The sequence below is a fragment of the Paraburkholderia caribensis genome (genome assembly GCF_002902945.1).
GTDB classification, from domain to species: Bacteria; Pseudomonadota; Gammaproteobacteria; order Burkholderiales; family Burkholderiaceae; genus Paraburkholderia; species Paraburkholderia caribensis.
Window position 1 is genome coordinate 3,458,056 of the sequence record NZ_CP026101.1, and the last position, 26,027, is coordinate 3,484,082.

Below are 26,027 nucleotides of genomic sequence, written 5' to 3' on the forward strand. Positions count from 1 at the left end.
CAAACTGTGTGTAGGTTGTCGCGTCGTATGGCTTGGCGCTCTTACAGAGTGGGACGCATGCGCTATCGGTCTGGAGTGGTGCGCGTATGGCGCGAAAGCCGACACACAGTTTGCCACCTGGGCGGCGGTAGACTGTCTGGCGCGGCGTGCTGAAAAGCGGGGGCGTGAAGCGGGTGAGGCGCTCATTCAGAGCGTTGGCAACGAACGTGGGTCACGTGATTGCCGTGTGAAGCGTAAGAACCTTTGGGGGCCCTCAGGCAAGAATTAGGAGCCTGTCCGCATTTTTGTGGGCGAGGCGGTTAAAGGAATCGTTAGCCGCGCGCCTGCGTAAATCGATCGCCAAACAGAATAGCAAACTGGTTCATGGCTGACTTCCAGTCGAAGGCTGAGCGCACGTTTTTGGCCAGGACGTTGCGCAATGCCAGCCAGAGTAGCTTGATTGCAGCCTCGTCATTGGGGAAGTGACCGCGGGTCTTGATGATCTTGCGCAACTGCATGTTCAGACTCTCAATGGCGTTCGTGGTGTACACGACCCGCCGGATCTCGGGTGGAAACACGAAGAACGGCGTGACGTGCTCCCAGGCGCGCTGCCAGGACTGCACGATAGTCGGGTATTTCGCGCCCCATGGCCCATCAGCAAAGGCCTGCAGAGCCTGCTTCGCTGCCTCTTCGCTGGCAGCTGCGTAGATCGGACGCAGCGCCTGGGCGACAGCCTTGCGGTCCTTCCAGCCAGCGTATTCCAGGCTGTTGCGGATCAGATGCACGATGCAGGTCTGCACCGCCGTCTTCGGGTAAGCTGCGCCGATCGCGTCGGTCAGCCCCTTCAGGCCGTCAACGACCGCAATCAGGATGTCCTGGCAGCCGCGGTTCTTGAGTTCGTTGAACACCTTGAGCCAGAACTTCGCGCCCTCGGTCTGCTCAATCCACAGGCCCAGCACATCGCGCTGGCCGTCCGCCTGAATGCCCAGAGCCAGATACACCGCCTTGTTGCTGACCACACCGTCATCGCGGATCTTGACCCGCAACGCGTCGAAGAAGACCACCGGATACATCGTCTCGAGCGGACGGTTCTGCCAGGCCAGCGTTTCGGCCATCACCTCGTCGGTGACCGAACTGATGAAATCGGGCGACACCTCGGTGCCGTAGCTCTCGGCCAGAAAGGCCTGGATCTCGCGCACGCTCATGCCACGCGCGTACATCGCGATGATGCGCTCGTCAAAGCCGGTGAAGCGGCGCTCGTGTTTGGGGATCAGGATCGGCTCGAAGCTGCCGTCGCGGTCGCGCGGCAACTCGACCCGGACGACGCCACGATCGGTGATGACCGTCTTGCGGCTGGCGCCGTTGCGCTCGTTGGCCTGGCCAGCGGGTTTGGATTCGCCCGGTGGATACCCCAGATGCAGATTCATCTCCGCACCCATCGCGCGTTCGATAATCGCCTTGTTAAACGCCAGCATCAGATCCTGCACCTCGGTCGGCGTCATCGGCCCCTTGACCAGCTCGTCCAGCAGCGCTTTGGGCAGTTCAGGCAGCGGCCCTCGGGCCGCTGCCTGAGACGCCACCGTGCGTTTCTTCTTCATTGGCATATCCATGACTTTTACCTCTCATGATATGCCTCGCCCACAAAATGACGGATAGGTCCAGAATTAGCGCTGGCGGTGTGAGCCGCTTTCTTTTGCCTACTTTTCTTTGCGGCGGCAAAGAAAAGTAGGTGCCGCCCCGCACAGGGGCGACGCTTGAAGCGAGCTAACAATTCGCGGATGCCAGCGAAAGCAAAACCAAAACCGAACCAAAACCGAACCAAAACCAAACCTAAACTTCAGCCTCCCAACCGCTCACAAATAGCCTTCGTCGCACCCGCGCCATTAAGCGTATAAAAATGCAACCCCGGCACCTTCGCCTCAACAAGACGACGACAAAGATCAGCCACCACATCCAGCCCGAACGCGCGAATCGACTCGCGATCATCACCGAAGCTTTCGAGCCGCCGCGCGACCCATCTCGGCACTTCAGCGCCGCACATTTCGGAGAACCGCATCAACTGCGAAAAGTTCGTAATAGGCATGATCCCAGGCACGATCGGCACATCGACGCCGAGCTTACGCGCATCGTCGACGAAGCGGAAATACGCATCAGCATTAAAGAAATATTGCGTGATCGCTGAATTGGCACCCGCCTTCACCTTACGCGCAAAGTTCTCGAGATCGTGCTTCGGCGAACGCGACTGCGGGTGATACTCGGGATATCCCGCGACTTCGATCCGAAACCAGTCGCCGAATTCGGCACGAATGAAACTCACCAGTTCCGACGCGTAGCGCAGTTCTCCGACCGCACCCATGCCCGACGGCAAATCGCCACGCAACGCGACGATATGACGGATGCCATGCGAGCGATACTCGTTGAGAATCGCTCGCAGGCTTTCCCTCGACGAGCCGATGCACGACAGGTGCGGCGCGGCTTCGAGTCCGTCCTTCGCCATGTCGAGCACCGTGTCGAGCGTACCCTGCTGGGTCGAACCGCCCGCGCCGAACGTGACGGACACGAACTTGGGCTTGAGCGGCAACAGTTCCGCGCGCGTCGCACGCAGCTTGTCGAGCCCTTCCTGTGTTTTCGGCGGGAAGAATTCGAATGAAAGTTCGATGGGGTTCATGGTTCTGTTGGCACCCGTCAGCCCAGGCCGCGGTTGCCGAAGATGAGCGCGGACAGCAGCCACGAAACGATGCTGTACAGGATCGAGCCGAAGAACGCCGACCAGAATCCCGACACCTCGAAGCCCTTCAGCAGCGACGCGCACAACCAGAAGCACAGCGCATTCACCACCAGAATGAAGAGCCCAAGCGTCAGGATCGTGACGGGCAACGTCAGCAGGATCAGCACCGGCCGCAAGACGGCATTGATGAGCCCCAGCACGAGCGCGACGATCAGCGCAGTGCCGAAACTGCGAATGTGGATCGACGGCACGAGGTAGGTGATGATCAGCAGCGCGAGCGCATTGATCACCCAGGTCAGCAATACAGTCATGAACAGCTCCTGGTCGTCTGTGAGCGTGAAGTCCGGATTGAACTCGAAGGCACGCGAGAAGCATCAGCCCATGCAATGCTTCGCATGGGCCTGTGCTTCATCCGATGCAACTGCGTGCCGAAGCACGCCGCTGCATCTGTCATGCCGCCTTTTGCAGTTTGGTTTGCGGCTTAATAACGGTAGTGGTTCGGCTTGAACGGACCGTTCTTGTCGACGCCGATGTAGCCAGCCTGCTCCGCCGACAGTTCCGTCAGGTTCGCGCCGATGCGCGCCAGGTGCAGGCGCGCGACCTTTTCGTCGAGTTGCTTCGGCAGCACGTAAACCTTGTTCTCGTACTTGGCGCCGTCGACGAACAGTTCGATCTGCGCGAGCGTCTGGTTCGTGAACGAGTTCGACATCACGAACGACGGGTGGCCCGTCGCGCAACCCAGGTTCACGAGGCGGCCTTCAGCCAGCAGGATCACGCGCTTGCCGTCCGGGAAAATGATGTGGTCGACTTGCGGCTTGATGTTTTCCCACTGGTACTGGCGCGTCGACGCAACGTCGATTTCCGAGTCGAAGTGGCCGATGTTGCAGACGATCGCGTTGTTGCGCATCGCCTTCATGTGATCGTGGTTGATCACGTGGTAGTTGCCCGTTGCCGTCACGAAGATGTCGGCCTTGTCAGCCGCGTATTCCATCGTCACGACGCGGTAGCCTTCCATCGCCGCTTGCAGCGCGCAGATCGGATCGATTTCCGTGACCCACACCGTGGCGCCCAGACCGCGCAGCGATTGCGCGCAACCCTTGCCCACGTCGCCGTAACCCGCGACAACCGCGATCTTGCCAGCGATCATCACGTCGGTCGCACGCTTGATGCCGTCGACGAGCGACTCGCGGCAGCCATACAGGTTGTCGAACTTCGACTTCGTGACCGAGTCGTTCACGTTGATCGCGGGGAACGGCAGACGGCCTTCCTTCTCCATCTGATACAGGCGGTGCACGCCCGTGGTCGTTTCTTCCGTGACGCCCTTGATGTGCGCGAGGCGCTTCGAGTACCACGTCGGATCGATGTCGAGATGCGCAGCAATCGACTTGTACAGCGCGACTTCTTCCTCGTTGGTCGGCTTCGCGATCACCGAGCGATCCTTCTCGGCCTTCGAGCCGAGGATCAGCAGCAGCGTTGCGTCGCCGCCGTCGTCGAGAATCATGTTGGCGAACTCGCCGTTCGGCCATTCGAAGATGCGGTGCGAGAACTCCCAGTATTCGTCGAGCGATTCGCCCTTGAACGCGAACACGGGCGTACCGGCCTTCGCGATGGCGGCGGCAGCGTGATCCTGCGTCGAGAAGATGTTGCACGATGCCCAGCGGACGTCAGCGCCCAGCGCGGTCAGCGTCTCGATCAGCACGCCCGTCTGAATGGTCATGTGCAGCGAGCCCGCAATGCGCGCACCCTTCAGCGGCTGCTGCGTCTTGTACTCTTCGCGGGTTTGCATGAGACCGGGCATTTCGGTCTCGGCGATGGTGAGTTCCTTGCGGCCCCAGTCGGCCAGCGACAGGTCGGCAACAACGAAATCTTTGGAATCTTTGGAATCGTAGACTGCGGCGTTCATCACGCCCTCCTTTCTAAAAATGACTAGAAATTTGACGTGAGCGCCGTTCGATGCGGTTGGTTTGTTGGCGCGGCGCGCGTCCAATCCTTCCGATTGAAAGTCTTCGAGCCTGGCGGGCCGAACCCGTCGCAACGCTCCTCGAAGACGAACGGCGATTGTAGCAAAACGAGATGGCTTGCGGTATGACGATTCAGCTTATGCCGATTGATCCGGCGCTGAATCCGCGCCTGGTTGCGCGCTCAGATGCGGCGCGAGCTCGAGGCCACGCAATTCGTTTATCGCTGCAAACGCGCGGCGCACGAACTGCCAGGATGCTTCGCGCGTCGAGTTGACGAGTTCGTCCGTCGCTTCCAGCATGCCCATCGAAATGCGGAAATAGCGCTCCGCATGGATGTTCGGGTGATAGTGCATGCGCACGCGCTTGCTGTCGTCGAGCCGCGGATTGCCGAAGATATTCAGCAGCGCCAGCGAAAACGCACCGTCCTCGCCGCCATGACGCCGGAACACGTCGTCGAGCGGAAAGCCGCCGAACGCGGCATAGACGGAGCGCCTGATCACGAGGCTGCTCGGCACCGTGTTGCTCAGCGTTGCGGCGTGATTGTGGAACTGCGGATGGCCTGTGATGTCGGCGGGAAAGCCGCAAAACTCGACGTCGAGGCGGATCGAGGGCTGCCCCGGATGACCCTGCAGGAAGGCTGCGGCAGCGGCGAGCGCGTGCGGCATGTATTCGTCGTCGGCGTCGATGAAAGCCAGCAGCGGGTGTAACGCGTACATCGCGCCCCAATTTCGCGCGCGCGCCGCACCGCCGTTTTGCGGCATGCGCAGCAGTTCGATCTGCGGGTATTGCTGCGCATATTGCGCAGCGATGTCGGGCGAAGCGTCACGCGAGCCGTCGTCGATCACCAGAATCTGCGCGGCCTCGGGCTGGGCGATGCAACTGTCGAGCGTGCGTGCGAGCGTCTGCTCAGCGTTGTAGCAGGGAATGATGACGGAAATGGGAAGCATCGCCTGGACCGGTCTCTCGAATCAACGACGCCGACATCATAAAGCGAGCGCGCCGCCGACCATCCCAAATTAGCTGCCGTTCCCGGCTACGTCAAAGGGGAAGCATCCCTAACAGCGGCGCGAGCAGCACCATCACGACGCCGGCGATCATCATCGTCAGACTCGCGACGACGCCCTCTTCGCTGCCCAGCTCGCGCGCCTTCGCGGTCCCGACGCCGTGCGCCGCCGCGCCGAACAGCGCGCCGCGTGCAAGCCGTGTGCGCAGTGGCACGAGCGCGAGCACGAGTTCACCGAACAGCATCCCACAGACGCCCGTCGCGATCACGAACAGCGCGGTCAGGTCCTTCGGCGCGTGAATCTTGTCGGAGACGGCGAGCGCGAAAGGCGTCGATACCGAGCGCGTCATCAGGCTGCGCTGCAGTTCTGGCGACAGATGCAGCAGCTTCGACAGCGCGAGCGAGCCGCCCACGGCAACGACGATGCCGACCGTCACGCCAACGGTGAGCGAAATCCAGTGCCGCCGCAGCAGATCGCGGTATTCGTAGATGGGCACCGCGAAGGCGACCGTGGCCGGGCCGAGCAGCCACATCAGCCAGCGCGTGTCCTGAAAATAGACGGCGTACGGAATCCGCGCGATCACGACAATCGCAGCCAGCACGGCGGGCACGGCGAGAAGCGGCGTCAGCCACGGCGACTTGAAGCGCGCATACAGCGCCTTCGACGCGAAATAGAGCGCCACCGTCAGCACGAAACAGCCAGCGGCAATGAGCCGGGAGGCGTCGTCGGCGAAAAGAGACGTGTAGAGGGCGCTCATCGGCGGAACGGTCCGGGACGTGGATTAGAGGAAGTTGCGGCTGACAGGACGACGTTCGCCGGGCGAGCGCTGAACCATCGCGCGGCGCAGCGCAAGACGGCGTTCGAGCCGCGCGGCCTGTTCGACGGCGAATGCGACAGCCACCATCACCATCAGCGTGCCCGCGACCACGACCAGCGCAAGACGCCAGCCGTCCTCGCGGAACAGGCCGCCGTACTGAACTGCCGCAACGGCAGCGGGAATGAAGAACAGCAGCATGTCCGACAGCAGCCAGTCGGCGCCCGCCTTCACCCAGCGCGGCGCGACGCCGCCGCAGAACAGCAGCGCGAGCAACGCGACGAGGCCCACGACGCCGCCCGGCACCGGCAAGCCGAAACGGCGCACGACGCAGTCGGCGACGAACCAGACGCCAGCGATCCCGGCGCTCTGCACGACGATCCGGCCGATCTTCGCGACGGGCGACGTCGCATCGAGGCGGACTGAAGCGGCAAGACGAGCGATCAGCGGCGAGATCATGGCAAACCCTAGGTGACTTTTGGATGAGATTCAGTATAGGGTGCAGTGCAACATAAATATAATGACTTAGAATTATCCGCTTCATTCCAAATTGGAATTCCGAGGGCTACGAATATGGAACTGCGCGCACTCCGCTATTTCGTTGAAGTGGTGCGGCAACAGAGCTTCACCGTGGCAGCCGAGCAGATGTTCGTCACGCAGCCGACCATCAGCAAGATGGTGAAGGCGCTGGAGGACGAAACCGGCTCCCCGCTGCTGCTGCGCGACGGCCGGCAAATGGTGCTCACGGATGCCGGACGCATCGTCTATCAGCGCGGCCAGGACGTGCTCGCCGCCTACGCGCAGTTGCAGGCCGAACTGCAAGATCTCGACAAACTCGGGCGCGGCGAGCTGACCATCGGCATTCCGCCGATGGGCGGGTCGCTGTTCACGCCCGCCATCGCCGCGTTCCGCCAGCGCCATCCGAAGATCGAGCTGAAGCTTTTCGAACAGGGCTCGAAGGCCATCGAAGCCGCGCTGATTTCCGGCGAACTGGAACTGGGCGGCGTGCTGCAACCCGTCGACGACATGATCGACGTGCTGCCGATGAGCCGCCAGGTGCTTTGGCTGGTCGCGCGCCAGGGCTCGCGCTGGGACGAGTTGAAGGAAGTGCCGCTCGCCGATCTCGCCAGCGAGCCGTTCGTCTTCTACGGCGAAAGCCTCGCGCTCAACGACGTGGTGCTGACGGCGTGCCGCACGGCCGGTTTCGCGCCGACCATCGTCGGACGCAGCGGGCATTGGGATTTCATGGCGGCGCTGGTGCTGGCGGGCGTCGGCATTGCGCTTCTGCCCGCGCCGTATTGCCGGCGGCTCGACGCGGCGCAATTCACCTGCCGTCCCGTCGTCGCGCCGGAGATTCCGTGGGAAATGGCGATTGGCTGGCGGCGCAACGGTTATCTGTCGCATGCGGCGCGCGCATGGCTGGAGGTGGCGCGCGAAACGCTGCCGGGACTGACCACCGACAACTTCACGCACCCGCTGACCTTCGACGCGCCAGCGCCGGCGCCGGATCGCGCGAAACCGCCGCCGAAATGAAAAAAGCCGCCCGGTTTGCACCGGGCGGCTTCGTGTGCCGCATCTAGATCCTGTCTGGCGAAGCTTACTTCGCCGGAGTCTGCGCCTGATCCTGCGTCGTCTGAGCTTGCGTCTCGCTGAATTCGATCCGGCGATTCGCGAAGCGTCCGCTTTCCGTCGCGTTGCTCGCCACAGGACGGACGTTGCCGTAGCCATGCGCGACGAGCGCATCGGCGGACACGCCAGCCTTGACGAGGAAGGCGCGCACGGCGTCCGCGCGTTCCTTCGACAGTTCCAGATTCGCCGATTCGCTGCCGACGTTATCCGAGAAGCCCGCCACTTCGAGCTTCAACGCGTGGCCGCTCGCCGAGCACGACTTGAGGAGTTGCGCGGACTGGTTCAGATCGTCGAGTGCGGACTGCGGCACGTGCGCATCGCGCGAGGCGAAATTGACGACCTGCAGGTTCAGCGTCTTGACGACATCCGCGCTCGCGCACGAGGCGCCCAGCGACTTCGCCGCGTTCCTGAACGATTGCGCGGCGCTCGCAACGGCTTGCGCTGCGTCGAATGCGCTCACCTGGTACGGCGCGCCGAACAGCGATTTCAGCCGGTCGAGCCAGCCCGATTTCGGGTCGGCGGCCGCGCCGCTCAGTTCGACATGCGTGCCGTCGATCTTCACTTCCGCGCCGGGCGTAGACAGTAGCGGCATCAGCGCGTCGATCTGCGCGAGCCAGTCGGCAGGCTTACGGTTTTCGTCGACGGTGATGTCGGCGTTGAAGTTGCCAGCACCGAATTTCTTTGTCAGCGCGTTCAGCAGCGCCGCTTTCTCAGCGACATTCTCAACCGTCGCGGTAAGCGTCGGCTTGCCCTTCGCGTCGACGGCCACGATCAGTTGCGAGTCCTTCGCGACGGCGGGTGCCGCCTGGGCTTCGATCTTACCGGCGGCGCTTGCCGCATCGTCCTGCGGCGCTTGCGCAGCGGGCCGCACATCCGCTTGCTTCGGAACAGCCGGCGCCTCGACCGTCGCCGCGGCGGCACGGTAACCGAGCAAACTGGTCGCCGCCGGACACAAGGCCAGTGCCATCCACATGAGCATCGCAACGATCGCGCCGATCAGCGCGGACAAGGCGGCGATGCCGAACCAGTGCTTCGCCTTCGGGCCGACATGGCGCACTTCGCGCGCGGACGGCACAACGGAGGTCGCCGTGGTGGACGACGCGGGTTCGACGGGACCGTGCGCGGCCGTCGGCGCTGGCGCTGTGGCGGGATGTTCGAAATGCGATGAGACGGCGCGCACCTGCGAGCCGATCGTCTGCGCGAAGGCAGCCGCGCCGCCCAGGCCCAGTACGGTCGTGAGGCCGTCGTTCAGAAACGGCGCGATGGTCTGCAACTGCTGGCCGAGCACGGTCGGCAACTGACCGATGTTGCCCCGATGCTCGAGAATGTGGCGCTTGAGCACGCCCAGCAGAATGCTGCCCGCAATGCCCGACACGGCATGCGTCGCGTGCGCAGGCACGCCTGTTTGCATCGACACGGTGTCGCTCAGCCCGTCGATGCGGCGCTCGAACGTATGCTCGAGCAACTGACGCCCCGTCGACGACAGCTGCGTGACACCCGTCGTGCTCGACAACAGGCGCGGCAGCTGTTCGGCGACGTCCGCATTGACTTTCTGACCGAGGATCGTCGCGAACAGCGTACGCGCGCCCTCGAGCGTTGCGCACTTGTTCAGCAGGCCGGCGACGAGCGCGGGCGCGGTGACGTCCATGACTTTCGCCGTCGCTTCCGGCGGCAATCCGAGACAGTTCGACAGTTGTTGAACCACGGCGTCCGGCAACGCCGACCGGACCAGTTGAATCACATTGACACTCATCGATTCGCTTCCCTGAATTTCGAACGCGCGCCCATGCGCCCTTCGTTGGGCCGCGATTATAGGAGCGGGAAAATCTCAGAATTGAAGCGATCAATGATTTCCAAACTTTATCGGAATTCTCTTACGGCGTTCTTTGCGCTTTGTCACAATCGACGGCGTGCATCGCCGCAATCACGGCGTGTCACGTCACACGCACCGGCTCGCCCGCGAGCGCCTGGCGCGGGGTAGCACGGCGCGTCGCGGCAATGAAATCGGCGGCTCGCTCGCCAATCATCACCGTCGGCGCATTCGTGTTGCCGCCGATCAGTGTCGGCATCACGGATGCATCGACCACGCGCAGACCCGTCACGCCGCGCACGCGCAATTGCGTATCGACGACGGACCCCTCGTCGCCGCCCATCCGGCACGTCGAAACGGGGTGATAGATCGTGTCGGCATGCGCTGCGATCGTCGCGCGCAGTTCGGCGTCGGTCTGGCCATGCCGCGTATAAAGCTCGCGACCGCCGCACAGCGCGAGCGACGGCGCGTCGAGAATGCGCCGCGACAGACGCACGCCTTCGACGAGCAGGTCGAGATCGCGCGGATCGCTGAGAAACGCCGGATCGATCACGGGTGCTTCGCGCGCATCGCTGCTCGCCAGCGTGACAGCGCCGCGGCTATACGGACGCAGCACGCACACGTGCAGCGAATAGCCGTGCCCCCAATGCATGTGGCGGTTGTGATCGTCGACGAGCGCCGTGCAGAAGTGCAGTTGCAGATCGGGCCGGTCGAGCGTCGGCCGGCTTTTCAGAAAACCGCCCGCTTCCGCAACGTTGCTCGTCAGCATGCCGCGCCCGCTGCGCCAATACGAGACAAAGCCCGGCACCATCTTGGCGAAGCCGCGGAGCGAAAAGCCGATCGTTTGTGCCGACGACACGCGCTTGTTGATCGTGAAATCGACGTGATCCGTGAGATTGCGCCCGACCTCGGCCGCGTCGTGCAGCACGGGAATGCCGAGCGCACGCAGATGATCGGCGGGACCGATGCCCGAGCACATTAGCAGTTGCGGCGAATTGAACGTCCCCGCCGACAGCACGACTTCCGCGCGCGCCTCGATCGTCTCCGTGAGTCCGCCGCGCATCACTTCGACGCCCTTCGCGCGCTTGCCGTCGAACACCACGCGCAACACGGCTGCGTCGGCGATCGTGTGCAGGTTCGGGCGCGCGCGGCCATAGATATAAGCGCGCGCGACGCTCCAGCGCTGTCCGTCGCGCTGCGTCACCTGATAGAAGCCGACGCCTTCCTGCTGCGGGCCGTTGAAGTCGTCGTTGAGCGGGAAGCCTGCTTCGACGGCAGCGTTCACGAAGCGATGTGAGAACGGATTCTGAAAACGCAGGTTCGACACGCTGAGCGGGCCGTCCGCGCCATGCAGCGCATCGGCGCCGCGCTCGTTGCCCTCGGCGCGGCGGAAATACGGCAGCACGTCGCCGAATGCCCAGCCGTCGCAGCCGAGACGCGCCCAGTCGTCGTAATCGAGCGGATGGCCGCGCGTGTACACCATCGCATTGATCGCGCTCGACCCGCCGAAGCCACGTCCGCGCGGCTGATAACCGCGCCTGCCGCCGAGGCCGGGTTGCGGCGTCGTCAGATAGCCGTAGTTGGTTTTGCGCCGGAACGGCACGACGGCCGCGACGCCGAGCGGCATGTTGACGAACAGATTGCGCTCGGTGTGCGGCCCGGCTTCGACGAGCGCGATGGTCGCATCGGGACATTGCTCCGCGAGACGCCCGGCGAGCGCACAACCGCCCGAGCCCGCGCCGACGATGACGTAGTCATATTGCATCCGCTCCTCCTGTCGACCGCGCTGAATTGCTGGCGGCATCTGTCTCGTGCACACTTGTCTACGTGTATTTGCTTGCGCATTGTAGGGAGCGCTGGCCGTTCGCGCGCCGCCGGCGCCAGAGCGATCACTCTAAACGGAATCCGCAACGCGCCCCTATGATGAAAGGTGCTGTCCGCGCCCCGCCGCGCGCGGACCTCGTTCAAACACGGTCTTTCGCGCGCCGCCGCTTCCGCACCCGGCTCGCGCGCTCCAATAAAACAGTGCCCTGCACGATGGCAGGCGCGCGTGTATCGAATGGAGACATCAGATGGAACGGTTCGGCCCCGGCAACACGCACGAAGTGACCAATCAGGTCCCGCCGCTTGCGAACTACAACCTGTTTTCGAGCGATGCCGCGCTGGCCGCCGCCGTCGGGCGCGAAGGCGCGGCGTGGCATAGCGAGGCGCTCGCGCGCGACGGCGCCGCGCTGACCACACCCGACGTGCTCGCGCTCGCCGATCTGGCGAACCGCCACACGCCCGAACTCGCGAGCTTCAGCCCGCGCGGCGAGCGCATCGACGCGCTCGAGTTTCATCCTGCGTGGCACACATTGCTGAGCCTGCTGCGCCGCGAAGGATTGCACGCGCTGCCATTTTCCGATCCGCAGCCCGGCGCGATGGTCGCGCGCTGCGCGGGCTATTTTCTGCACGCGCAACTCGAATCCGGCTCGCTATGTCCGTTGACCATGACCTTCGCCAGCATTCCCGTGCTGCAACGCGAGCCTGCGCTGTTCGACACGCTGCGCGACAAGCTGTATGCGCGCGAGCACGATCCGCGCGACGCCCCGCTCGACCAGAAAATTTCGATGATGATCGGCATGGGCATGACCGAGAAGCAGGGCGGCTCGGACGTGCGCAGCAACCGCACGCAGGCAATTGCGGAGGCCGGCGGCGGACGCGGCGCGGCGTATCGGCTGGTCGGCCACAAGTGGTTCTTTTCCGCGCCGCAGTGCGATGCGCACCTGGTGCTCGCACGCACCGACGATCGCGAAGGCCTGTCGTGCTTCTTCGTGCCGCGCTTCGCGCCCGACGGCAGCAAGAACGCCGTGCGCGTGCAGCGCCTGAAGGACAAGCTCGGCAACCGCTCCAACGCCAGCAGCGAGGTCGAATTCTTCGACGCCTACGGCGTGATGATTGGCGACGAAGGACGCGGCGTGCCGACCATCATCGAAATGGCGAACTACACGCGGCTCGACTGTGTGATCGGCAGCGCGGCGCTGATGCGCGCGGCGCTCGTGCAGGCAATCCACCATGCGCGGCATCGCAGTGCATTCGGCAGGCATCTCGCCGATCAGCCGTTGATGCGCAACGTGCTCGCCGACCTGTCGCTCGAAACGGAAGCGGCGACGGTGCTGTTCATGCGCCTCGCGCGTGCTTTCGAAGACACCACGAACGCCCCTGAAGAACGTGCGTGGCGGCGGCTCGTCACGCCCGCCGCGAAGTACTGGGTTTGCAAGCGCACGCTCGAATTCACGGGCGAAGCGATGGAAGTCTGGGGCGGCAACGGCTACGTCGAAGAAGGGCCGATGGCGCGCTTCTACCGCGAAGCGCCCGTGAACTCGATCTGGGAAGGCTCGGGCAACGTGATGTGTCTCGACGTATTGCGCGCGATGGAGCGCGAGCCCGATGCCGCGCAGGCCTTACTGGCCGCATGGCGTGACGTGGCGCAAACCCATCCCGCGCTGAACACGGCGCTCGAAGGTCTGCTGCGCGCGCTGACGTCCGCACCCGAAACGCGCGAAGCTTCCGCGCGCCGCATCGCGCAGCAGATCGTGCTGATCGCGCAAGGGGTGCTGCTCGCGCAGCATGCGCCCGCCTTCGTCGCCGATGCGTTCATCGCGACGCGGCTGGGCGACGGCTGCGGCGAAAGCGGCCGCGTGTACGGTACGCTGCCCGCCTCGTTCGATCATCAGGCGATCGTCGACCGCGCGTTCACCAGCTGACTGCACGCAGCACACAACCACATCGGGAGACACAACGAAATGAAAAACGACCGCCCGGACATCGCGGCCCTGGAAGAGCTTCTGCGCGAACAGCGCGCCGCCTGTCTGCGCGCGCCCTATCCGCCATGGGAACAGCGCGCCGCGCATCTGAAAGCATTGCGCGACGTGCTGCTCGACAATCGAGACATGCTCGCCGATGCGATGCACGCCGACTTCGGCAATCGCGCGAAGGAAGAAATCCTGCTGGCCGAATTTCTGCTCGTCAAAGAGGAAATCGACGGCGCGCTGCGTCACGGCAAGCGCTGGATGAAAGCGCAGCGTCGCGCGACCAACAAGTGGCTCCTGCCCGCCCGCGCGAAGGTCGTACCGCAGCCGCTTGGCGTCGTCGGGATCATCGTGCCGTGGAACTATCCTGTGCTGCTGGCGGCCGGGCCGCTCATCAGCGCGCTCGCGGCCGGCAATCGCGCGATCATCAAGATGTCGGAACTGACGCCGCGCACCTCGCTGCTGTTCGAACAACTCATCTCGCAGACCTTCGCCCGCGATCACGTCGCCGTCGTGAACGGCGACGCTGCGCTCGCGGCGGCATTCAGCGCCCAGCCATTCGATCACCTGCTGTTCACCGGCTCGACCAAGGTCGGCCATGAAGTGATGCGCGCCGCCGCCGCGCATCTGACGCCCGTGACGCTCGAACTCGGCGGCAAGTCGCCAGCCATCGTCGGATTGCAGGCGCGCTTCGACTACGCCGTCGACAGCATCGTCGCGGGCAAGACGCTCAACGCGGGGCAAACCTGCATCGCGCCGGACTACGTGCTCGTGCCGCGCGGCAAGGAACAGGCGTTCATCGAGCGGGCGCGCTCGCGCATGGCGCGGCTCTATCCGGATTTCGCGCGCAACCCCGACTACACGTCGATCATTTCGCCGCGTCATTTCGAGCGCCTGCAACGGCTCGCCGACGAAGCACGCGAACAGGGCGCGCAACTGCACCCGCTCACCGATGCCGCGCCCGATGCGAGCGTGCGCCGCTTCCCGCTCGTCGCCGTGACGCAAGCGCCCGACACGTCCACGCTGATGCAGGAAGAGATTTTCGGGCCGTTACTGCCCGTGATTCCCTACGATTCGCTCGACGACGCCATCGCCTATATCAACGCGCGTCCTCGACCGTTGTCGCTCTATCTGTACGACGACGACAAGGCGGCGATCGCGCGCGTCACGCATGAAACGATCGCGGGCGGCATGTCCGTCAACGAAACGCTGATGCATCTCGCGTGCGAAAGCCTGCCGTTCGGGGGCGTCGGCGCGAGCGGGATGGGCGCGTATCACGGGTACGAAGGCTTCGTCACATTCTCGAAGATGAAGCCGGTATTGACGCAGGCGCGCTTCAATGCGCGCAGCCTGATCGCGCCGCCGTACGGCAGGCGCGTACGGGCGCTGCTCAGCTTGATGATGCGGTTCTGACGCCGGGCGTCAAAGCTCGCTGGAGGTGTCAGGCGGAAGGTCGGTGGCGACGACGTCGATGACGGGTGAAGCGTCGCCGGCGCCGCTCTCCAGCCGATGCAGCCACGCGAGCAACTCCGCGACGGCCTGATACAGCCGCGGCGGAATGCGCGAGTCGACATCGACCTGCATCAGCAGCGACACCATTTCGGGCGATTGATGCACGTACAGGCCAGCCTCCTTCGCGCGCTGCACGATCATCTCGGCGACGATCCCGTAGCCTTTCGCCACAATGCGCGGCGCGTCGTCGTGACCGTGCGAATCGTAGACCAGCGCCGCCGCGCTCTTTCGACTCGTGCGGCTCATTGCATATCCCAGTCGACATCGCGGTTGTCGGCGGCGTCGTTCCGCGCGGGTTTGTCCGCCGTCGAGCGCGCATACGCCGACGCCGCAGCGGCAGCCGCCGCCGCGCCGGCCGCCGGCATACTCCCGCCGATCTCGCGGATCGACAGGCCGCTCAGCTCGATGCCCGCTTGCGCGAGGCGCTCGCGAAAGGTGTCGCCCTGCGCCGCGAGCCGCGCCGCGCCGCCGGGACTCGCCTGCACGCGCGCGACGAGCCGCGAGCCCGTCAGCGTGAGTTCGGCGTCGACGGTACCGAGCGACGGCAGCGACAGCGTGAGGCGCGTGCGCCATGGGTATTCGTCGTCGGCGGAGGCCGCGCCGTTGCCGCTGCGCCGCCATTCATCGCCTTCCTGCTCGATCGTCCAGTCGAGACGCGCGCCCGGCCACGCTTCGCCCGTCCAGCGGAACTGCCCCGTCGCGAGCAGATCGAGCTGCTGGCGCACGAGGGGTATCGTCGCGGGATGCAAGGCCGCCGCCATCGATTGCTGTTGGCGCGCGCTGGCGTCGTCCATGCTCGCTGCATGAGCCGCCGCCGGATTTTGCGACGTCTGGCCAGGCTGGTCGGGTGTGTCGATGATGTCGTGCGTCGCCAGATCGAATGTCGTGAAGCGCGCCGACTGTGTCTGCGGGCCTTCCGGCGTGCCGCGCGCAGCGGCGACGGCGGCCGCGAATGCCGCGGCGCCCGAGTTGCCCGACGGGTGGCCTTGCGCCCACGAATTCGATTCATCGGCGTCGTGGCTCAAGTCGAGCGGCATTTGCGACGCCGCGTCGGCGAGGCGATTCTGTGCCTCGCCCGCAAGCGATTCGACGGGTCGTTGCCCCGACAGCCATTGCGCGAGATGCGATTCGTAGAAGAGCCCGCTTTCGTCGACGGTGCGCCTGAGTGCGGCCGCCAGCTCGGCGACGGGCAAAGGCGCGGCGACGATGTTCGCCGCCGCGTCCGCGCCATGCGCGGCGGTCGCGCCGCCCGCGTTCTGCGCCGTCGCGGCGCCCGCTGCGGCGTTACCGGAAGCCGCGGCCTGCGATGCGTTCGCGCCCGTGTCGAAGAGCGGCAACGGCGCGATATCGATGGCGGGCGCGGCGGGCCAGACGGGGACTTGCCCGACCAGCGCGGGCGTCGCCTCGCCGCCGGAGCGTGTGATCGCGTCGAGCGTCAGCGCCACGGCCGACAGCACCGTCTGCGCAGACGCCGGCAACGGCGCGGGCATCATCGCGATGGGCGCACCGGGCGGTTGCCTGACGTTGAGCGACGCGTCCGTCTGCGAGGTGGTCGCGCCGGATCGCGCGCCGATGGGGAGCAGGCTGTCGATGCGGCTAGCCAGCAGCGAGGCCACCGCCGTGTCGATTCCGTTCATGCCCGCTTCCTCTCGCGCATTGACGCTGCGTGGCCGCTAGCGGCTCGTGTGGGACGTTATGAAAGCGCTCAGCGCGCCTGGTAAAGTTCTTTCAGCACGATGGCCGGGCGGCTCGGCGCGAACAGCGCCTGCAGCTTGGCCATGCGCGGGTTCGCGAGATCGCGGACCGTCGCGTCGTTCGCGAGGATCTGGCGGATCAGGTCGAATTTGCGCGAGCGTTCGTCGTCGGACAGGCGTACGCCGTCTTCCGCGTGCTTCAGCGCGTCGACGAGATGCCGGTACTCGTCCTGCAACAGGACGAGATCGTTCCAGAGCGCGTCCCGCGCTGCCATCACCATCCGGACCGAAATCGCTGCGATCGCCTCGTAGCGGGCGAAATATTCTGCGTTCGAACTCATCTCATGCTTTCCGCGGACGACTGCATCGCCATCCGCGCAATCTCCGGCGCGATTCCAATCCAGGCTTCCTCGAGCGTGGCCAGCAAGCCGTCGACTTCGACGAGCATCGCATCGCTTTGTTTGAGGTTAGCCTCGAGCAGTCGCCGCGTCATATAGCTATAGAGCGCGTGGAGACGCTCCGCGATTTCACCGCCTGCTTCGACGTTGAGCGCCTGCTGCAACCCGTCGCCGATGATCTGAATGGCCTTGCCGATCGCCTCGCCGCGCGCCGCAATGTCGCCTTGCTGCAGATGCATGCGCGCCTGCGCAACGGCCTTGCGTGCCCCCTGGTAGAGCATCACGATCAGGCGATGTGGACTGGCGCCCATCACCCCTGTCTCCACGCCAACGCGAGCGTAGGCATTGGCTCCAGAGTGTCCCGGGGAAAACATCGGCGCTCCTCCTGTATTGCAGATGACGATCAGATCAGACTGACAGCGGACAGCCCGCCGGAGCGCTGCGCATCCTGCCGCACGCGTTCCCGCCAGCCCTTGTATCAAGGTTATCGGTTCATCCGAATAAAGCTTTAGCCCGCTGGAAGGAAGCGTCAGGAAAGATGCGCGGCGCCGCGCCCGGGCGCGGGTTGGCTGCAAGCGGCTGCAAGCGGCGGGCCGCCGCACCGGCACGGTGCATCGAACCGGCGCGCATGCCCGCCCGGCGAGGCGGGCGGCGCGCCGGTTGCGCGGCGCACGCTTGCGGCGCACGCGCTAGCGCCTGCATCGACCGCGCTCCGCCGACCAGAGGCTGGCGACGGCACGCGGTCGCAGGCGTCTTAGACGGCCATCTGCATGATGTCGTTGTAGGCCGACACCAGCTTGTTGCGCACCTGCAGTCCGAACTGGAAGCCGACGTTGGCCTTCTGCATGTCGACCATCACGTCGTTCAGCGACACGTTCGGCGCGCCGAGTTCGAACGCATGGGCTTCGCCAATCGCGCTTTTCTGGTCGCCGCTGATCTTGTCGATCGAGGCTTTCAGGGCCGACGCGAAACCGCCTGCCGTGGCCGCGCCATTGCCGTTCCCAACCGGGGCGCTGCCACCCGTGGCCTGGGCCGCCATCTCCTGCATCTGCTGCAAGGCCGACTGGATCGGATTGATGAGTGCCGTCATGTTCTCTCCTGAGTGAGATGCAGGCGAGCGTTCGCGCCATACACCGATTGGACAGGAAGCATAGCAGCGGCCCTGCTGCGAAAGCCGTGAAAGTAAGGGGGAAACCCCCCGCTATTCGGCGCATCGGGTTGCTTACCCATGCGGATAATCCCTAACGTGAAAGTCTCTGTCGGCAGGCAAGGTAAGGCGCCGTAAGCCGCAGAACGCAAAAGCATTCCGGAGAAACCCGACGCATGGATTCGTCAGCCAACTCTTTGATCAACCCCGACGCCCGCATGGGCCTCGCCGGCGCGCAGCCGGGCACAGCGGGAGCAGCCGGCGGCGCTGCAGGCCTCGACCTCGGCGGCACGGGCAGTGGCTTCGCCACGCGCTTCCCGGGCCTTCCCGCGTCGCTGTCGCAGATGCGCGGCAACCCGCGCGCGCCGCTGATCTTCGCCGTCGCGTTGCTGGTGGCCGTGGTCGCGGGGCTGATCCTCTGGTCGCGGGCGCCGGACTACAAGGTCCTGTATAGCAATGTCTCCGATCAGGACGGCGGCGCAATCGTTGCCGCGCTCCAGCAGGCGAACGTGCCGTACAAGTTTTCCGATGCGGGCGGCGCCATTCTGATCCCCGCCGATCAGGTGCATGAAATGCGTCTGCGCCTCGCGTCGCAGGGCCTGCCCAAGAGCGGTTCGGTCGGCTTCGAACTGATGGACAACCAGAAGTTCGGCATCAGCCAGTTCGCCGAGCAGATCAACTATCAGCGCGCGCTCGAAGGCGAGCTGCAGCGCACGATCGAATCCATTTCGACGGTCAAGACGGCGCGCGTCCATCTGGCGATTCCGAAGCCGACCGTGTTCGTGCGCGACCGCGAGGCGCCGTCGGCCTCGGTGATGGTCAACCTGTATCCGGGCCGCATGCTCGACGAAGGCCAGGTCGTGGCGATCACGCATATGGTCGCCTCCGCCGTGCCCGACCTGCCCGTGCGCAACGTGACGATCATCGATCAGGACGGCAATCTGCTCACGCAGGCGGGCGTCACCGGCAGCGGCCTCGACGCAACCCAACTCAAGTACGTGCAGCAGATCGAGCGCAACACGCAGCAGCGCATCGACGCGATCCTCGGACCGATGTTCGGCGCCGGCAACGCGCATTCGTCGGTGAGCGCGGACATCGATTTTTCGAAGCAGGAGTCGACCTCGGAGCGCTATGCGCCGAACAACGACCCGCAGCAGGCCGCCATCCGCAGCCAGCAGACCAGCACCGCGACGGAAATGTCGCAGAGCGGCGCCTCGGGCGTGCCGGGCGCGCTGTCGAACCAGCCGCCGCAGCCGGCGTCCGCGCCGATCGTCGCCAGCGCGAATGGCGCCAGCGGCGTGACGACGACACCGATCAGCGACCACAAGGATTCGACCACCAACTACGAGCTGAGCAAGACCGTGAGCCACACGGAGCAGGCGATTGGCGGCATCAAGCGTCTGTCGGTGGCCGTGGTGGTGAACTACATGCGCGTCGTCGACGCGAAGGGCCACGCGACGATGCAGCCGGTACCCGCCGACAAGCTCGCGCAGGTCAAGCTGCTGGTCAGCGACGCGATGGGCTACAACCAGGCGCGCGGCGACTCGGTCAACGTGGTGACCAGCGCGTTCACCCAGGTCGTCGATCCGGATGCCGACCTGCCGTGGTGGCGCACCAGGGACATGATCGCGATGTACAAGCAGATCGCGACGTACGTGGGCATCGGCGCAGTCGCCCTGTTCCTCTACTTCGTGATGGTCAAGCCGGCGCTGCGCCGCGCCTTCCCGCCGCCGGAACCGGTTGTCGCCGCGCTGCCGTCGCCGGACGAGCCGGTGCTCGACGGCCTGCCGAGCGCGGCCGCCATCGCCGCCGAAGAGGAAGTGGAAGGAACGCTGGTCTCGCTGGAAAGCGACAAGGCCAAATATGAGCGGAACCTCGAATATGCGCGTCAGATCGCGCGTCAGGATCCGAAGATCGTTGCAACCGTCGTGAAGAGCTGGGTGTCCGATGAGCACTGAAGGCGTATTGAAGAGCGCGCTCCTGCTGATGTCGATCGGCGAGGAAGAGGCAGCTCAGGTATTCAAGTTTCTGGGGCCGCGTGAGGTCCAGAAGATCGGCGTCGCGATGGCGTCGCTGAAGAACATCACCCGCGAGCAGATCGACGAGGTGCTGCACGAGTTCGTCTCCGAGGCGGACAAGCACACGGCCCTCTCGCTCGATTCGAACGACTACATCCGCTCGGTGCTGACCAAGGCGCTCGGCGACGACAAGGCGGGCGTGATCATCGACCGTATCCTGCAAGGCAGCGATACGAGCGGCATCGAAGGCCTGAAGTGGATGGATTCGGCGGCTGTCGCGGAACTCATCAAGAACGAGCACCCGCAGATCATCGCGACGATTCTCGTGCACCTGGACCGCGATCAGGCGTCGGAGATCGTCTCGTGCTTCACGGAGCGCCTGCGCAACGACGTGCTCCTGCGCATCGCGACGCTCGACGGCATTCAGCCCGCCGCGCTGCGCGAACTCGACGACGTGCTGACGGGCCTGCTCTCGGGCAGCGACAACCTGAAGCGCAGCCCGATGGGCGGCATTCGCACGGCGGCGGAAATTCTCAACTTCCTGCCGGGCAATCACGAAGAGTCGGTCATCGACAACGTCCGCCAGTACGACGCGGAACTGGCGCAGAAGATCATCGATCAGATGTTCGTGTTCGACAACCTGCTCGACCTGGAAGACCGCGCGATCCAGCTGCTGCTGAAGGAAGTCGAGTCGGAAACGCTGATCATCTCGCTCAAGGGCGCGCAGCCCGCGCTGCGCCAGAAGTTCCTGTCCAACATGTCGCAGCGCGCAGCCGAGTTGCTCGCGGAAGACCTCGACGCGCGCGGCCCGGTCCGGGTGTCGGAAGTGGAAACGCAACAGCGCAAGATCCTCCAGGTCGTGCGCAATCTCGCCGAGTCTGGAGCAATCGTGATCGGCGGCAAGGCGGAAGATGCATATGTCTGAGCACGACTCCACGCGCAAGGAAAGCCTCTCGGCCTACCAGCGCTGGGAGATGGCCTCGTTCGACCCGGTGCCCGAGCCGGAACCCGAAGTCGACGACGGCGCGTTCGAAGCCGAACTGCAACGCCTGCGCGACACCGCGCATGCGCAGGGCGTTGCGTCCGGCCATGTGGCCGGCCAGGCGCTCGGCTATCAGGCCGGCTACGAACAGGGCCGCGCGCAAGGTTTCGAGCAGGGCCAGGCGGAAGCGCACTCGGAAGCCGCGCAGCTTGCCGCGCTCGCCGAAACGTTCAAGGCCGCGCTCGACAACGTGCAGCATGAACTGTCAGAAACGATCGTCGCGCTCGCGCTCGACATCGCGCAACAAGTGGTTCGCCAGCATGTCCAGCACGACCCGACGGCGCTGATCGCCGCCGCGCGTGAGGTGATGGCGACGGAACCGGCGCTGGTCGGCGCGCCGGCGCTGATCGTGAGCCCTGCCGATCTGCCCGTCGTCGAAGCGTATCTGCTGGAAGAACTGCAGACGCGCGGCTGGAGCGTGCGCACCGATCCCGCGGTCGAACGCGGCGGCTGCCGCGCGGTCTCCACGACGGGCGAAGTGGACGCCGGCATCGGCACGCGCTGGGAGCGCGTGACGGCTGCGCTCGGCAAGGCAAGCACATGGTAAAGCCGACCATCGAAGACATTCAGCACAGCGACCTCACGCCGCTCGAGCGCGAGCTGGCGCTGGCGTCGTTCGGCGCGGAAGCGCTCACCGTCGCGCAGATGGAGGAGTCGCTGGCGGCGTTGGAATCCGCGATTTCCGACGCGCATTCGGCGGGCCAATCGCGCGATGAATCCCACCACGACGCAAACGACCACGCCAGCAGCGCACATCCCGCTGCCGCGCCCGCGAGCCGCGAATCGGCGGCTGCGCCAAAGCGCGCGCCCGATCCCGCCCTTGCATCCAATCCGCATCTGCAGGCGTGGCGCAATCGTTTGAACGGCCTGCGCGAGCGCAATCAGATAGCGCGCCCGCTGCGCGCCTGCGGCCGCCTGACGCGCGCCGCCGGTCTGGTGCTCGAGGCCGTCGGCCTGCGGCTCGCCGTCGGCTCGGAAGTGATGATCGAGCTTCCGCCCGGCAGCTCGCGCACGATGGCGGAAGCCGAAGTGGTCGGCTTTCACGGCGACAAGCTGTTTCTGATGCCGACCACGGAAGTCGCCGGTCTGCTGCCCGGTGCGCGCGTTTATCCGCTGGAAGTCGCGCCCATCGCCGATCCGATGGCGGGCGCGAAGCGTCTGCCCGTTGGCTGGGAACTGCTCGGCCGCGTGGTCGATGCATCGGGTAAGCCGCTCGACGGCTTCGGCCCGCTCAACGCGCGCAACGATGCGCCGCTCACGGCGCCGACCATCAACCCGCTGCATCGCGAGCCGATTCACAAGGTGCTCGACGTCGGCGTGCGCGCAATCAACGCGCTGCTCACCGTCGGACGCGGCCAGCGCATGGGCCTGTTCGCGGGTTCGGGCGTCGGCAAATCGGTGCTGCTCGGCACGATGGCGCGCTACACCAGCGCGGAAGTGATCGTGATCGGCCTGATCGGCGAACGTGGCCGCGAAGTGAAGGAATTCATCGAGCAGATTCTCGGCGAGGAAGGTCTCGCGCGCTCGGTGGTCGTGGCCGCGCCCGCCGACGTGTCGCCGCTGCTGCGCATGCAGGCGGCCGCCTATACGACGTCGCTCGCCGAATACTTCCGTGATCAGGGCAAGCACGTTCTGCTGCTGATGGACTCGCTCACGCGTTACGCGATGGCGCAGCGCGAGATCGCGCTGGCGATCGGCGAGCCGCCCGCGACCAAGGGCTATCCGCCTTCCGTGTTCGCCAAGCTGCCCGCGCTCGTCGAACGCACGGGCAATGGGCCGGAAGGCGGCGGTTCCATTACGGCGTTCTATACGGTGCTGACGGAAGGCGACGACCAGCAGGACCCGATCGCCGACTCGGCGCGCGCGATTCTCGACGGCCATATCGTGCTGTCGCGCGCACTCGCCGAAGCGGGCCACTATCCCGCCATCGACATCGAAGCGTCGATCAGCCGCGCAATGACCTCGCTCATCAGCGACGCGCATCTGGACCGCACGCGTCAGTTCAAGCAGATGCTGTCGCGCTACCAGCGCAATCGCGATCTGATCAATGTCGGCGCGTATTCGTCGGGACGCGACGCCGTGCTCGACAAGGCCATCGCGCTGTATCCGCGCATGGAAGCGTTCCTGCAGCAAGGTTTTCGCGAAAGCGCCGGCTTCGACGCCAGCATCGCGTACCTCGACTCGCTGTTCGGCTAGCAAGCCAGGAGAGACTGAATGAGCAAGCACTTTCCGATCAAGACGCTGATTGGCCTCGCGCAGGACGACGTCGACGCCGCCGCGCGCAAGCTCGGCCGCGTGCAGCGCGAGCGCAACGAAGTCGAAGCGCAGCTGACCGCGCTCATCGAATACCGCGACGAGTATCACCGCCGCTTCACCGAAACCGCCAAGGCGGGCATGCCCGCCGGCAACATGCGCAACTTTCAGGCGTTCATCGACACGCTCGACGCCGCTATCGAACAGCAGCGCGGCTTGCTGACGACGGCAACGGCGCGTGTCGAAGCGGCCAAGCCCGAATGGCAGCACAGCAAGCAGAAGCTCGGTTCTTACGAAGTACTGGAAGCACGCGGCATCGCCGCTGAAGCAAAAGTCGCGGCGCGCCGCGAGCAACGGGACGCCGACGAGTTCGGCGCACGAATTCTCCGGATGCGCGCAGAAGGCGCATGAAGACGCCGCACGCCGCGAAGCGCTGCGGTGCGCAACGGGACTGACACGACCACACGAGATCCAGCATGTCGCCTCTTTCACTGATCAACTCGCTGCTCGGCTCGACGAGCGGCACATCGGGCAGCAGCGCGTCGAACGGCGTGAACGCCAGCGCGCTGCCGTTCTCGACGACGCTGCAGCAAAGCATCGCCGCGCAGAACCAGATTGCCGCGCCCTCGCCCACGCCGGCTCCCGCGCCGACGCCGGCGCCATCCGCATCGAATGGTTCCAGCGTGCACGACGTGCCGCCCGCCGATAACAGCTCGAACAACACCAGCGCCGCCGACAGCTCGAACGGCACCGACAGCACCAAGTCCGCAGGCCAGACCGACAACACGCAGCAAAGCAGCGCGTCGAACGGCGCCAATGGTGCGGACGGCACGAACGGCGCGAACGGCAAGGACAAGACCGACACGGCCTCGAAGCCCAACGACGGCGCGCCGACCAAGGACGCCGCAGCCGCGGAGACGGCGGCAGCCGCAGCGGCCGCAGCCGCCGCCGTGCAAGCGCAGGCACAGGCGAGCGGCGCGGCCGACGCAGCGAATGCGGCAGTGGCCGATGCACAGCCGTCGACACCTGCTTCGACCCCGGTCGCCGGCAACACGACCACGCCTGTGATCCAGACGCCGTCGAAGAAGATCGCATCGCTCGATCCGAAAGCGACTCAAGACGCATTGCAGGCCGCCTTCGCCGCGATGGCGAACGGCCAGGGCGCGGCGCCCGCGACGGGCGTGAGCGGATCCGCTGGCTCGGGCACGTCGGCCACGGGCGACGCGACGCTCGGCGGTTCGGGCGCAGGCGCGGGCAAGGGCCTGACGCTCGGCGACTTGCGCAACATGAAGGGCGAGGCGACGGCGAACGGCGCGAATGCCACCGCCGCCACGACACCCGCCGCCGCAGCCGCGCAGCCGAGCCCCGCCGAAACCCTCGCCGCCGCCAGCGCGAACCTCTCGCAGACGAACTCCGTGCCCGCCGCGAGCGCCGACACGAACGCCGCGCTCGCGGCGACTCAGGCCGCATCGGCGGCAGCGGCTGCGAGCGCAACGACGACGGCAACGCAGGGTTCCAACCCGGCAACGGCCGCGATGGCGAACGCGATCGCGCCGCAAGTCGGCGCGCACGATTGGGAAGACGCGTTCAGCCAGAAGGTCGTGTTCCTCACCAACGCGCATCAGCAGACGGCGGAGCTCACGCTCAACCCGCGCGATCTCGGCCCGCTACAGGTCGTCCTCCAGGTTGCCGATAACCATGCACATGCCCTTTTTGTTTCGCAGCATCAGCAGGTGCGGGAGGCGGTCGAAGCCGCTCTGCCGAAACTGCGCGAAGCGATGGAGCAAGGCGGCATCGGCCTGGGCAGCGCCAGCGTCAGCGACGGCTTTGCCCGCCAGAGCAGCCAGCAGGGCCAGGAGCAGAGCGGCGGCGCTCGCGGTGGCCGCGGTAGTGGCCGTGGCGATGTGGGCATCGACGTCGCGGATAGTGGCGTGACGACGGTGAGCATGCCGGTGCGACGCACGGTTGGGTTGGTGGATACGTTCGCGTGACGTGATGTGGTTTGCGGTTCGCGGTTTGCTGTTGCGCTGGCATCCGCGTGATGTTGCCGGTTTTCATGCGTTGCCCCTGTGCGGGGCGGCACCTACTTTTCTTTGCTGCTGCAAAGAAAAGTAGGCAAAAGAAAGCAGCTCACACCGAGCCGCTTGACCATTGCTCCAGAGCGTCCAGCGCCCTATAGCGGCAAACTGTGTGTAGGCTGTCGTGCCGCACACGCGAGCACTCCGGACCTGGTCCGAAGTGCTCGCG

The 26,027-nt window shown here is 65.4% G+C and carries 23 protein-coding genes and 1 riboswitch; of the genes, 9 read left to right on the forward strand and 14 right to left on the reverse strand.

Translation table 11 applies throughout. The annotated features are described in order from the left end of the window. Positions 1-311 precede the first annotated feature (311 nt). The 7 genes from C2L66_RS15430 to C2L66_RS15460 form a co-directional block, all read right to left on the reverse strand. Positions 312-1,583, reverse strand: a complete 1,272-nt coding sequence (locus tag C2L66_RS15430) for an IS256 family transposase (protein ID WP_409372571.1) — start codon at positions 1,581-1,583, stop codon at positions 312-314. A 233-nt stretch (positions 1,584-1,816) separates the two neighbouring features. Beyond that, on the reverse strand, positions 1,817-2,647 hold the full coding sequence (gene metF, locus C2L66_RS15435; protein WP_054929228.1) for a methylenetetrahydrofolate reductase [NAD(P)H]: 831 nt from the start codon (positions 2,645-2,647) through the stop codon (positions 1,817-1,819). Between the two features lie 17 nt (positions 2,648-2,664). Beyond that, entirely contained in the window at positions 2,665-3,018 is a 354-nt protein-coding gene (locus C2L66_RS15440; protein ID WP_035991550.1) for a phage holin family protein, read from the reverse strand. A 170-nt stretch (positions 3,019-3,188) separates the two neighbouring features. Then, positions 3,189-4,610, reverse strand: coding sequence for an adenosylhomocysteinase (gene ahcY, locus C2L66_RS15445; RefSeq protein ID WP_054929248.1), 1,422 nt, complete (start codon positions 4,608-4,610; stop codon positions 3,189-3,191). A gap of 31 nt (positions 4,611-4,641) precedes the next feature. After that, positions 4,642-4,756: riboswitch (S-adenosyl-L-homocysteine riboswitch) on the reverse strand. 49 nt (positions 4,757-4,805) lie between these two features. Then, positions 4,806-5,615, reverse strand: a complete 810-nt coding sequence (locus C2L66_RS15450) for a glycosyltransferase family 2 protein (protein WP_060599557.1) — start codon at positions 5,613-5,615, stop codon at positions 4,806-4,808. A 91-nt stretch (positions 5,616-5,706) separates the two neighbouring features. Then, positions 5,707-6,429, reverse strand: coding sequence for an LrgB family protein (locus C2L66_RS15455; RefSeq protein WP_060599556.1), 723 nt, complete (start codon positions 6,427-6,429; stop codon positions 5,707-5,709). Positions 6,430-6,453: 24 nt separating this feature from the next. Next, the gene (locus C2L66_RS15460; RefSeq protein ID WP_054929231.1) at positions 6,454-6,945 is read right to left on the reverse strand and encodes a CidA/LrgA family protein; all 492 of its coding nucleotides are present in this window, start codon (positions 6,943-6,945) and stop codon (positions 6,454-6,456) included. A gap of 114 nt (positions 6,946-7,059) precedes the next feature. Here C2L66_RS15460 and C2L66_RS15465 point away from each other — a divergent pair, with 114 nt between their 5' ends. Next, complete coding sequence (locus tag C2L66_RS15465; protein WP_054929232.1) at positions 7,060-8,019, forward strand: LysR family transcriptional regulator; 960 nt, start codon at positions 7,060-7,062, stop codon at positions 8,017-8,019. Between the two features lie 64 nt (positions 8,020-8,083). On the opposite strand, the gene C2L66_RS15470 is transcribed toward C2L66_RS15465, so the two are convergent. Beyond that, positions 8,084-9,868: an OmpA family protein gene (locus C2L66_RS15470; RefSeq protein ID WP_060599555.1), complete on the reverse strand. Its 1,785-nt coding sequence runs from the start codon at positions 9,866-9,868 to the stop codon at positions 8,084-8,086. A 181-nt stretch (positions 9,869-10,049) separates the two neighbouring features. Continuing rightward, positions 10,050-11,690 (reverse strand): GMC family oxidoreductase, encoded by a 1,641-nt coding sequence (locus C2L66_RS15475; RefSeq protein ID WP_060599554.1) that lies wholly within the window; start codon positions 11,688-11,690, stop codon positions 10,050-10,052. Between the two features lie 307 nt (positions 11,691-11,997). Here C2L66_RS15475 and C2L66_RS15480 point away from each other — a divergent pair, with 307 nt between their 5' ends. After that, positions 11,998-13,671: an isovaleryl-CoA dehydrogenase gene (locus tag C2L66_RS15480; RefSeq protein ID WP_060599553.1), complete on the forward strand. Its 1,674-nt coding sequence runs from the start codon at positions 11,998-12,000 to the stop codon at positions 13,669-13,671. Positions 13,672-13,710: 39 nt separating this feature from the next. Further along, the gene (locus tag C2L66_RS15485; protein ID WP_060599552.1) at positions 13,711-15,129 is read left to right on the forward strand and encodes a coniferyl aldehyde dehydrogenase; all 1,419 of its coding nucleotides are present in this window, start codon (positions 13,711-13,713) and stop codon (positions 15,127-15,129) included. A 9-nt stretch (positions 15,130-15,138) separates the two neighbouring features. On the opposite strand, the gene C2L66_RS15490 is transcribed toward C2L66_RS15485, so the two are convergent. The 5 genes from C2L66_RS15490 to fliE form a co-directional block, all read right to left on the reverse strand. Next, entirely contained in the window at positions 15,139-15,474 is a 336-nt protein-coding gene (locus C2L66_RS15490) for an EscU/YscU/HrcU family type III secretion system export apparatus switch protein (protein ID WP_054929237.1), read from the reverse strand. Then, positions 15,471-16,865, reverse strand: a complete 1,395-nt coding sequence (fliK, locus tag C2L66_RS15495; protein WP_054929238.1) for a flagellar hook-length control protein FliK — start codon at positions 16,863-16,865, stop codon at positions 15,471-15,473. The genes C2L66_RS15490 and fliK overlap by 4 nt, the downstream gene beginning before the upstream one ends. Positions 16,866-16,933: 68 nt before the next feature. Further along, positions 16,934-17,263, reverse strand: coding sequence for a flagellar protein FliT (locus C2L66_RS15500; RefSeq protein ID WP_035991528.1), 330 nt, complete (start codon positions 17,261-17,263; stop codon positions 16,934-16,936). After that, positions 17,260-17,694, reverse strand: coding sequence for a flagellar export chaperone FliS (gene fliS / locus C2L66_RS15505; RefSeq protein ID WP_007577111.1), 435 nt, complete (start codon positions 17,692-17,694; stop codon positions 17,260-17,262). The genes C2L66_RS15500 and fliS overlap by 4 nt, the downstream gene beginning before the upstream one ends. A 380-nt stretch (positions 17,695-18,074) precedes the next feature. Beyond that, a complete protein-coding gene (gene fliE, locus C2L66_RS15510) occupies positions 18,075-18,410 on the reverse strand; it encodes a flagellar hook-basal body complex protein FliE (RefSeq protein WP_035991525.1) in 336 nt (111 codons plus the stop codon). A gap of 233 nt (positions 18,411-18,643) precedes the next feature. On the opposite strand from fliE, the gene fliF reads away from it, so the two are divergent. From fliF to C2L66_RS15540, 6 genes are all read left to right on the forward strand, one after another. Continuing rightward, positions 18,644-20,425 carry a flagellar basal-body MS-ring/collar protein FliF gene (fliF, locus tag C2L66_RS15515; RefSeq protein WP_060599551.1) on the forward strand — a complete coding sequence of 594 codons (1,782 nt, stop codon included), beginning with the start codon at positions 18,644-18,646 and terminating at the stop codon, positions 20,423-20,425. Beyond that, positions 20,415-21,410, forward strand: coding sequence for a flagellar motor switch protein FliG (fliG, locus tag C2L66_RS15520; RefSeq protein WP_054929240.1), 996 nt, complete (start codon positions 20,415-20,417; stop codon positions 21,408-21,410). The genes fliF and fliG overlap by 11 nt, the downstream gene beginning before the upstream one ends. Continuing rightward, the gene (gene fliH / locus C2L66_RS15525) at positions 21,397-22,074 is read left to right on the forward strand and encodes a flagellar assembly protein FliH (protein WP_082433735.1); all 678 of its coding nucleotides are present in this window, start codon (positions 21,397-21,399) and stop codon (positions 22,072-22,074) included. The genes fliG and fliH overlap by 14 nt, the downstream gene beginning before the upstream one ends. Further along, positions 22,068-23,723 (forward strand): flagellar protein export ATPase FliI, encoded by a 1,656-nt coding sequence (gene fliI, locus C2L66_RS15530; RefSeq protein WP_054929241.1) that lies wholly within the window; start codon positions 22,068-22,070, stop codon positions 23,721-23,723. The genes fliH and fliI overlap by 7 nt, the downstream gene beginning before the upstream one ends. An 18-nt stretch (positions 23,724-23,741) precedes the next feature. Then, positions 23,742-24,191, forward strand: coding sequence for a flagellar export protein FliJ (fliJ, locus tag C2L66_RS15535; RefSeq protein ID WP_060599550.1), 450 nt, complete (start codon positions 23,742-23,744; stop codon positions 24,189-24,191). A gap of 65 nt (positions 24,192-24,256) precedes the next feature. Further along, entirely contained in the window at positions 24,257-25,771 is a 1,515-nt protein-coding gene (locus C2L66_RS15540) for a flagellar hook-length control protein FliK (RefSeq protein WP_060599549.1), read from the forward strand. Positions 25,772-26,027 lie beyond the last annotated feature (256 nt).

Coding starts and splice junctions, on each gene's coding strand:
- C2L66_RS15430 (WP_409372571.1), bottom strand. CDS start 1,583: ATGCCAATGAAGAAGAAACGCACGGTGGCGTCTCAGGCAGCGGCCCGA.
- metF (WP_054929228.1), bottom strand. CDS start 2,647: ATGAACCCCATCGAACTTTCATTCGAATTCTTCCCGCCGAAAACACAG.
- C2L66_RS15440 (WP_035991550.1), bottom strand. CDS start 3,018: ATGACTGTATTGCTGACCTGGGTGATCAATGCGCTCGCGCTGCTGATC.
- ahcY (WP_054929248.1), bottom strand. CDS start 4,610: ATGAACGCCGCAGTCTACGATTCCAAAGATTCCAAAGATTTCGTTGTT.
- C2L66_RS15450 (WP_060599557.1), bottom strand. CDS start 5,615: ATGCTTCCCATTTCCGTCATCATTCCCTGCTACAACGCTGAGCAGACG.
- C2L66_RS15455 (WP_060599556.1), bottom strand. CDS start 6,429: ATGAGCGCCCTCTACACGTCTCTTTTCGCCGACGACGCCTCCCGGCTC.
- C2L66_RS15460 (WP_054929231.1), bottom strand. CDS start 6,945: ATGATCTCGCCGCTGATCGCTCGTCTTGCCGCTTCAGTCCGCCTCGAT.
- C2L66_RS15465 (WP_054929232.1), top strand. CDS start 7,060: ATGGAACTGCGCGCACTCCGCTATTTCGTTGAAGTGGTGCGGCAACAG.
- C2L66_RS15470 (WP_060599555.1), bottom strand. CDS start 9,868: ATGAGTGTCAATGTGATTCAACTGGTCCGGTCGGCGTTGCCGGACGCC.
- C2L66_RS15475 (WP_060599554.1), bottom strand. CDS start 11,690: ATGCAATATGACTACGTCATCGTCGGCGCGGGCTCGGGCGGTTGTGCG.
- C2L66_RS15480 (WP_060599553.1), top strand. CDS start 11,998: ATGGAACGGTTCGGCCCCGGCAACACGCACGAAGTGACCAATCAGGTC.
- C2L66_RS15485 (WP_060599552.1), top strand. CDS start 13,711: ATGAAAAACGACCGCCCGGACATCGCGGCCCTGGAAGAGCTTCTGCGC.
- C2L66_RS15490 (WP_054929237.1), bottom strand. CDS start 15,474: ATGAGCCGCACGAGTCGAAAGAGCGCGGCGGCGCTGGTCTACGATTCG.
- fliK (WP_054929238.1), bottom strand. CDS start 16,865: ATGAACGGAATCGACACGGCGGTGGCCTCGCTGCTGGCTAGCCGCATC.
- C2L66_RS15500 (WP_035991528.1), bottom strand. CDS start 17,263: ATGAGTTCGAACGCAGAATATTTCGCCCGCTACGAGGCGATCGCAGCG.
- fliS (WP_007577111.1), bottom strand. CDS start 17,694: ATGTTTTCCCCGGGACACTCTGGAGCCAATGCCTACGCTCGCGTTGGC.
- fliE (WP_035991525.1), bottom strand. CDS start 18,410: ATGACGGCACTCATCAATCCGATCCAGTCGGCCTTGCAGCAGATGCAG.
- fliF (WP_060599551.1), top strand. CDS start 18,644: ATGGATTCGTCAGCCAACTCTTTGATCAACCCCGACGCCCGCATGGGC.
- fliG (WP_054929240.1), top strand. CDS start 20,415: ATGAGCACTGAAGGCGTATTGAAGAGCGCGCTCCTGCTGATGTCGATC.
- fliH (WP_082433735.1), top strand. CDS start 21,397: ATGCATATGTCTGAGCACGACTCCACGCGCAAGGAAAGCCTCTCGGCC.
- fliI (WP_054929241.1), top strand. CDS start 22,068: ATGGTAAAGCCGACCATCGAAGACATTCAGCACAGCGACCTCACGCCG.
- fliJ (WP_060599550.1), top strand. CDS start 23,742: ATGAGCAAGCACTTTCCGATCAAGACGCTGATTGGCCTCGCGCAGGAC.
- C2L66_RS15540 (WP_060599549.1), top strand. CDS start 24,257: ATGTCGCCTCTTTCACTGATCAACTCGCTGCTCGGCTCGACGAGCGGC.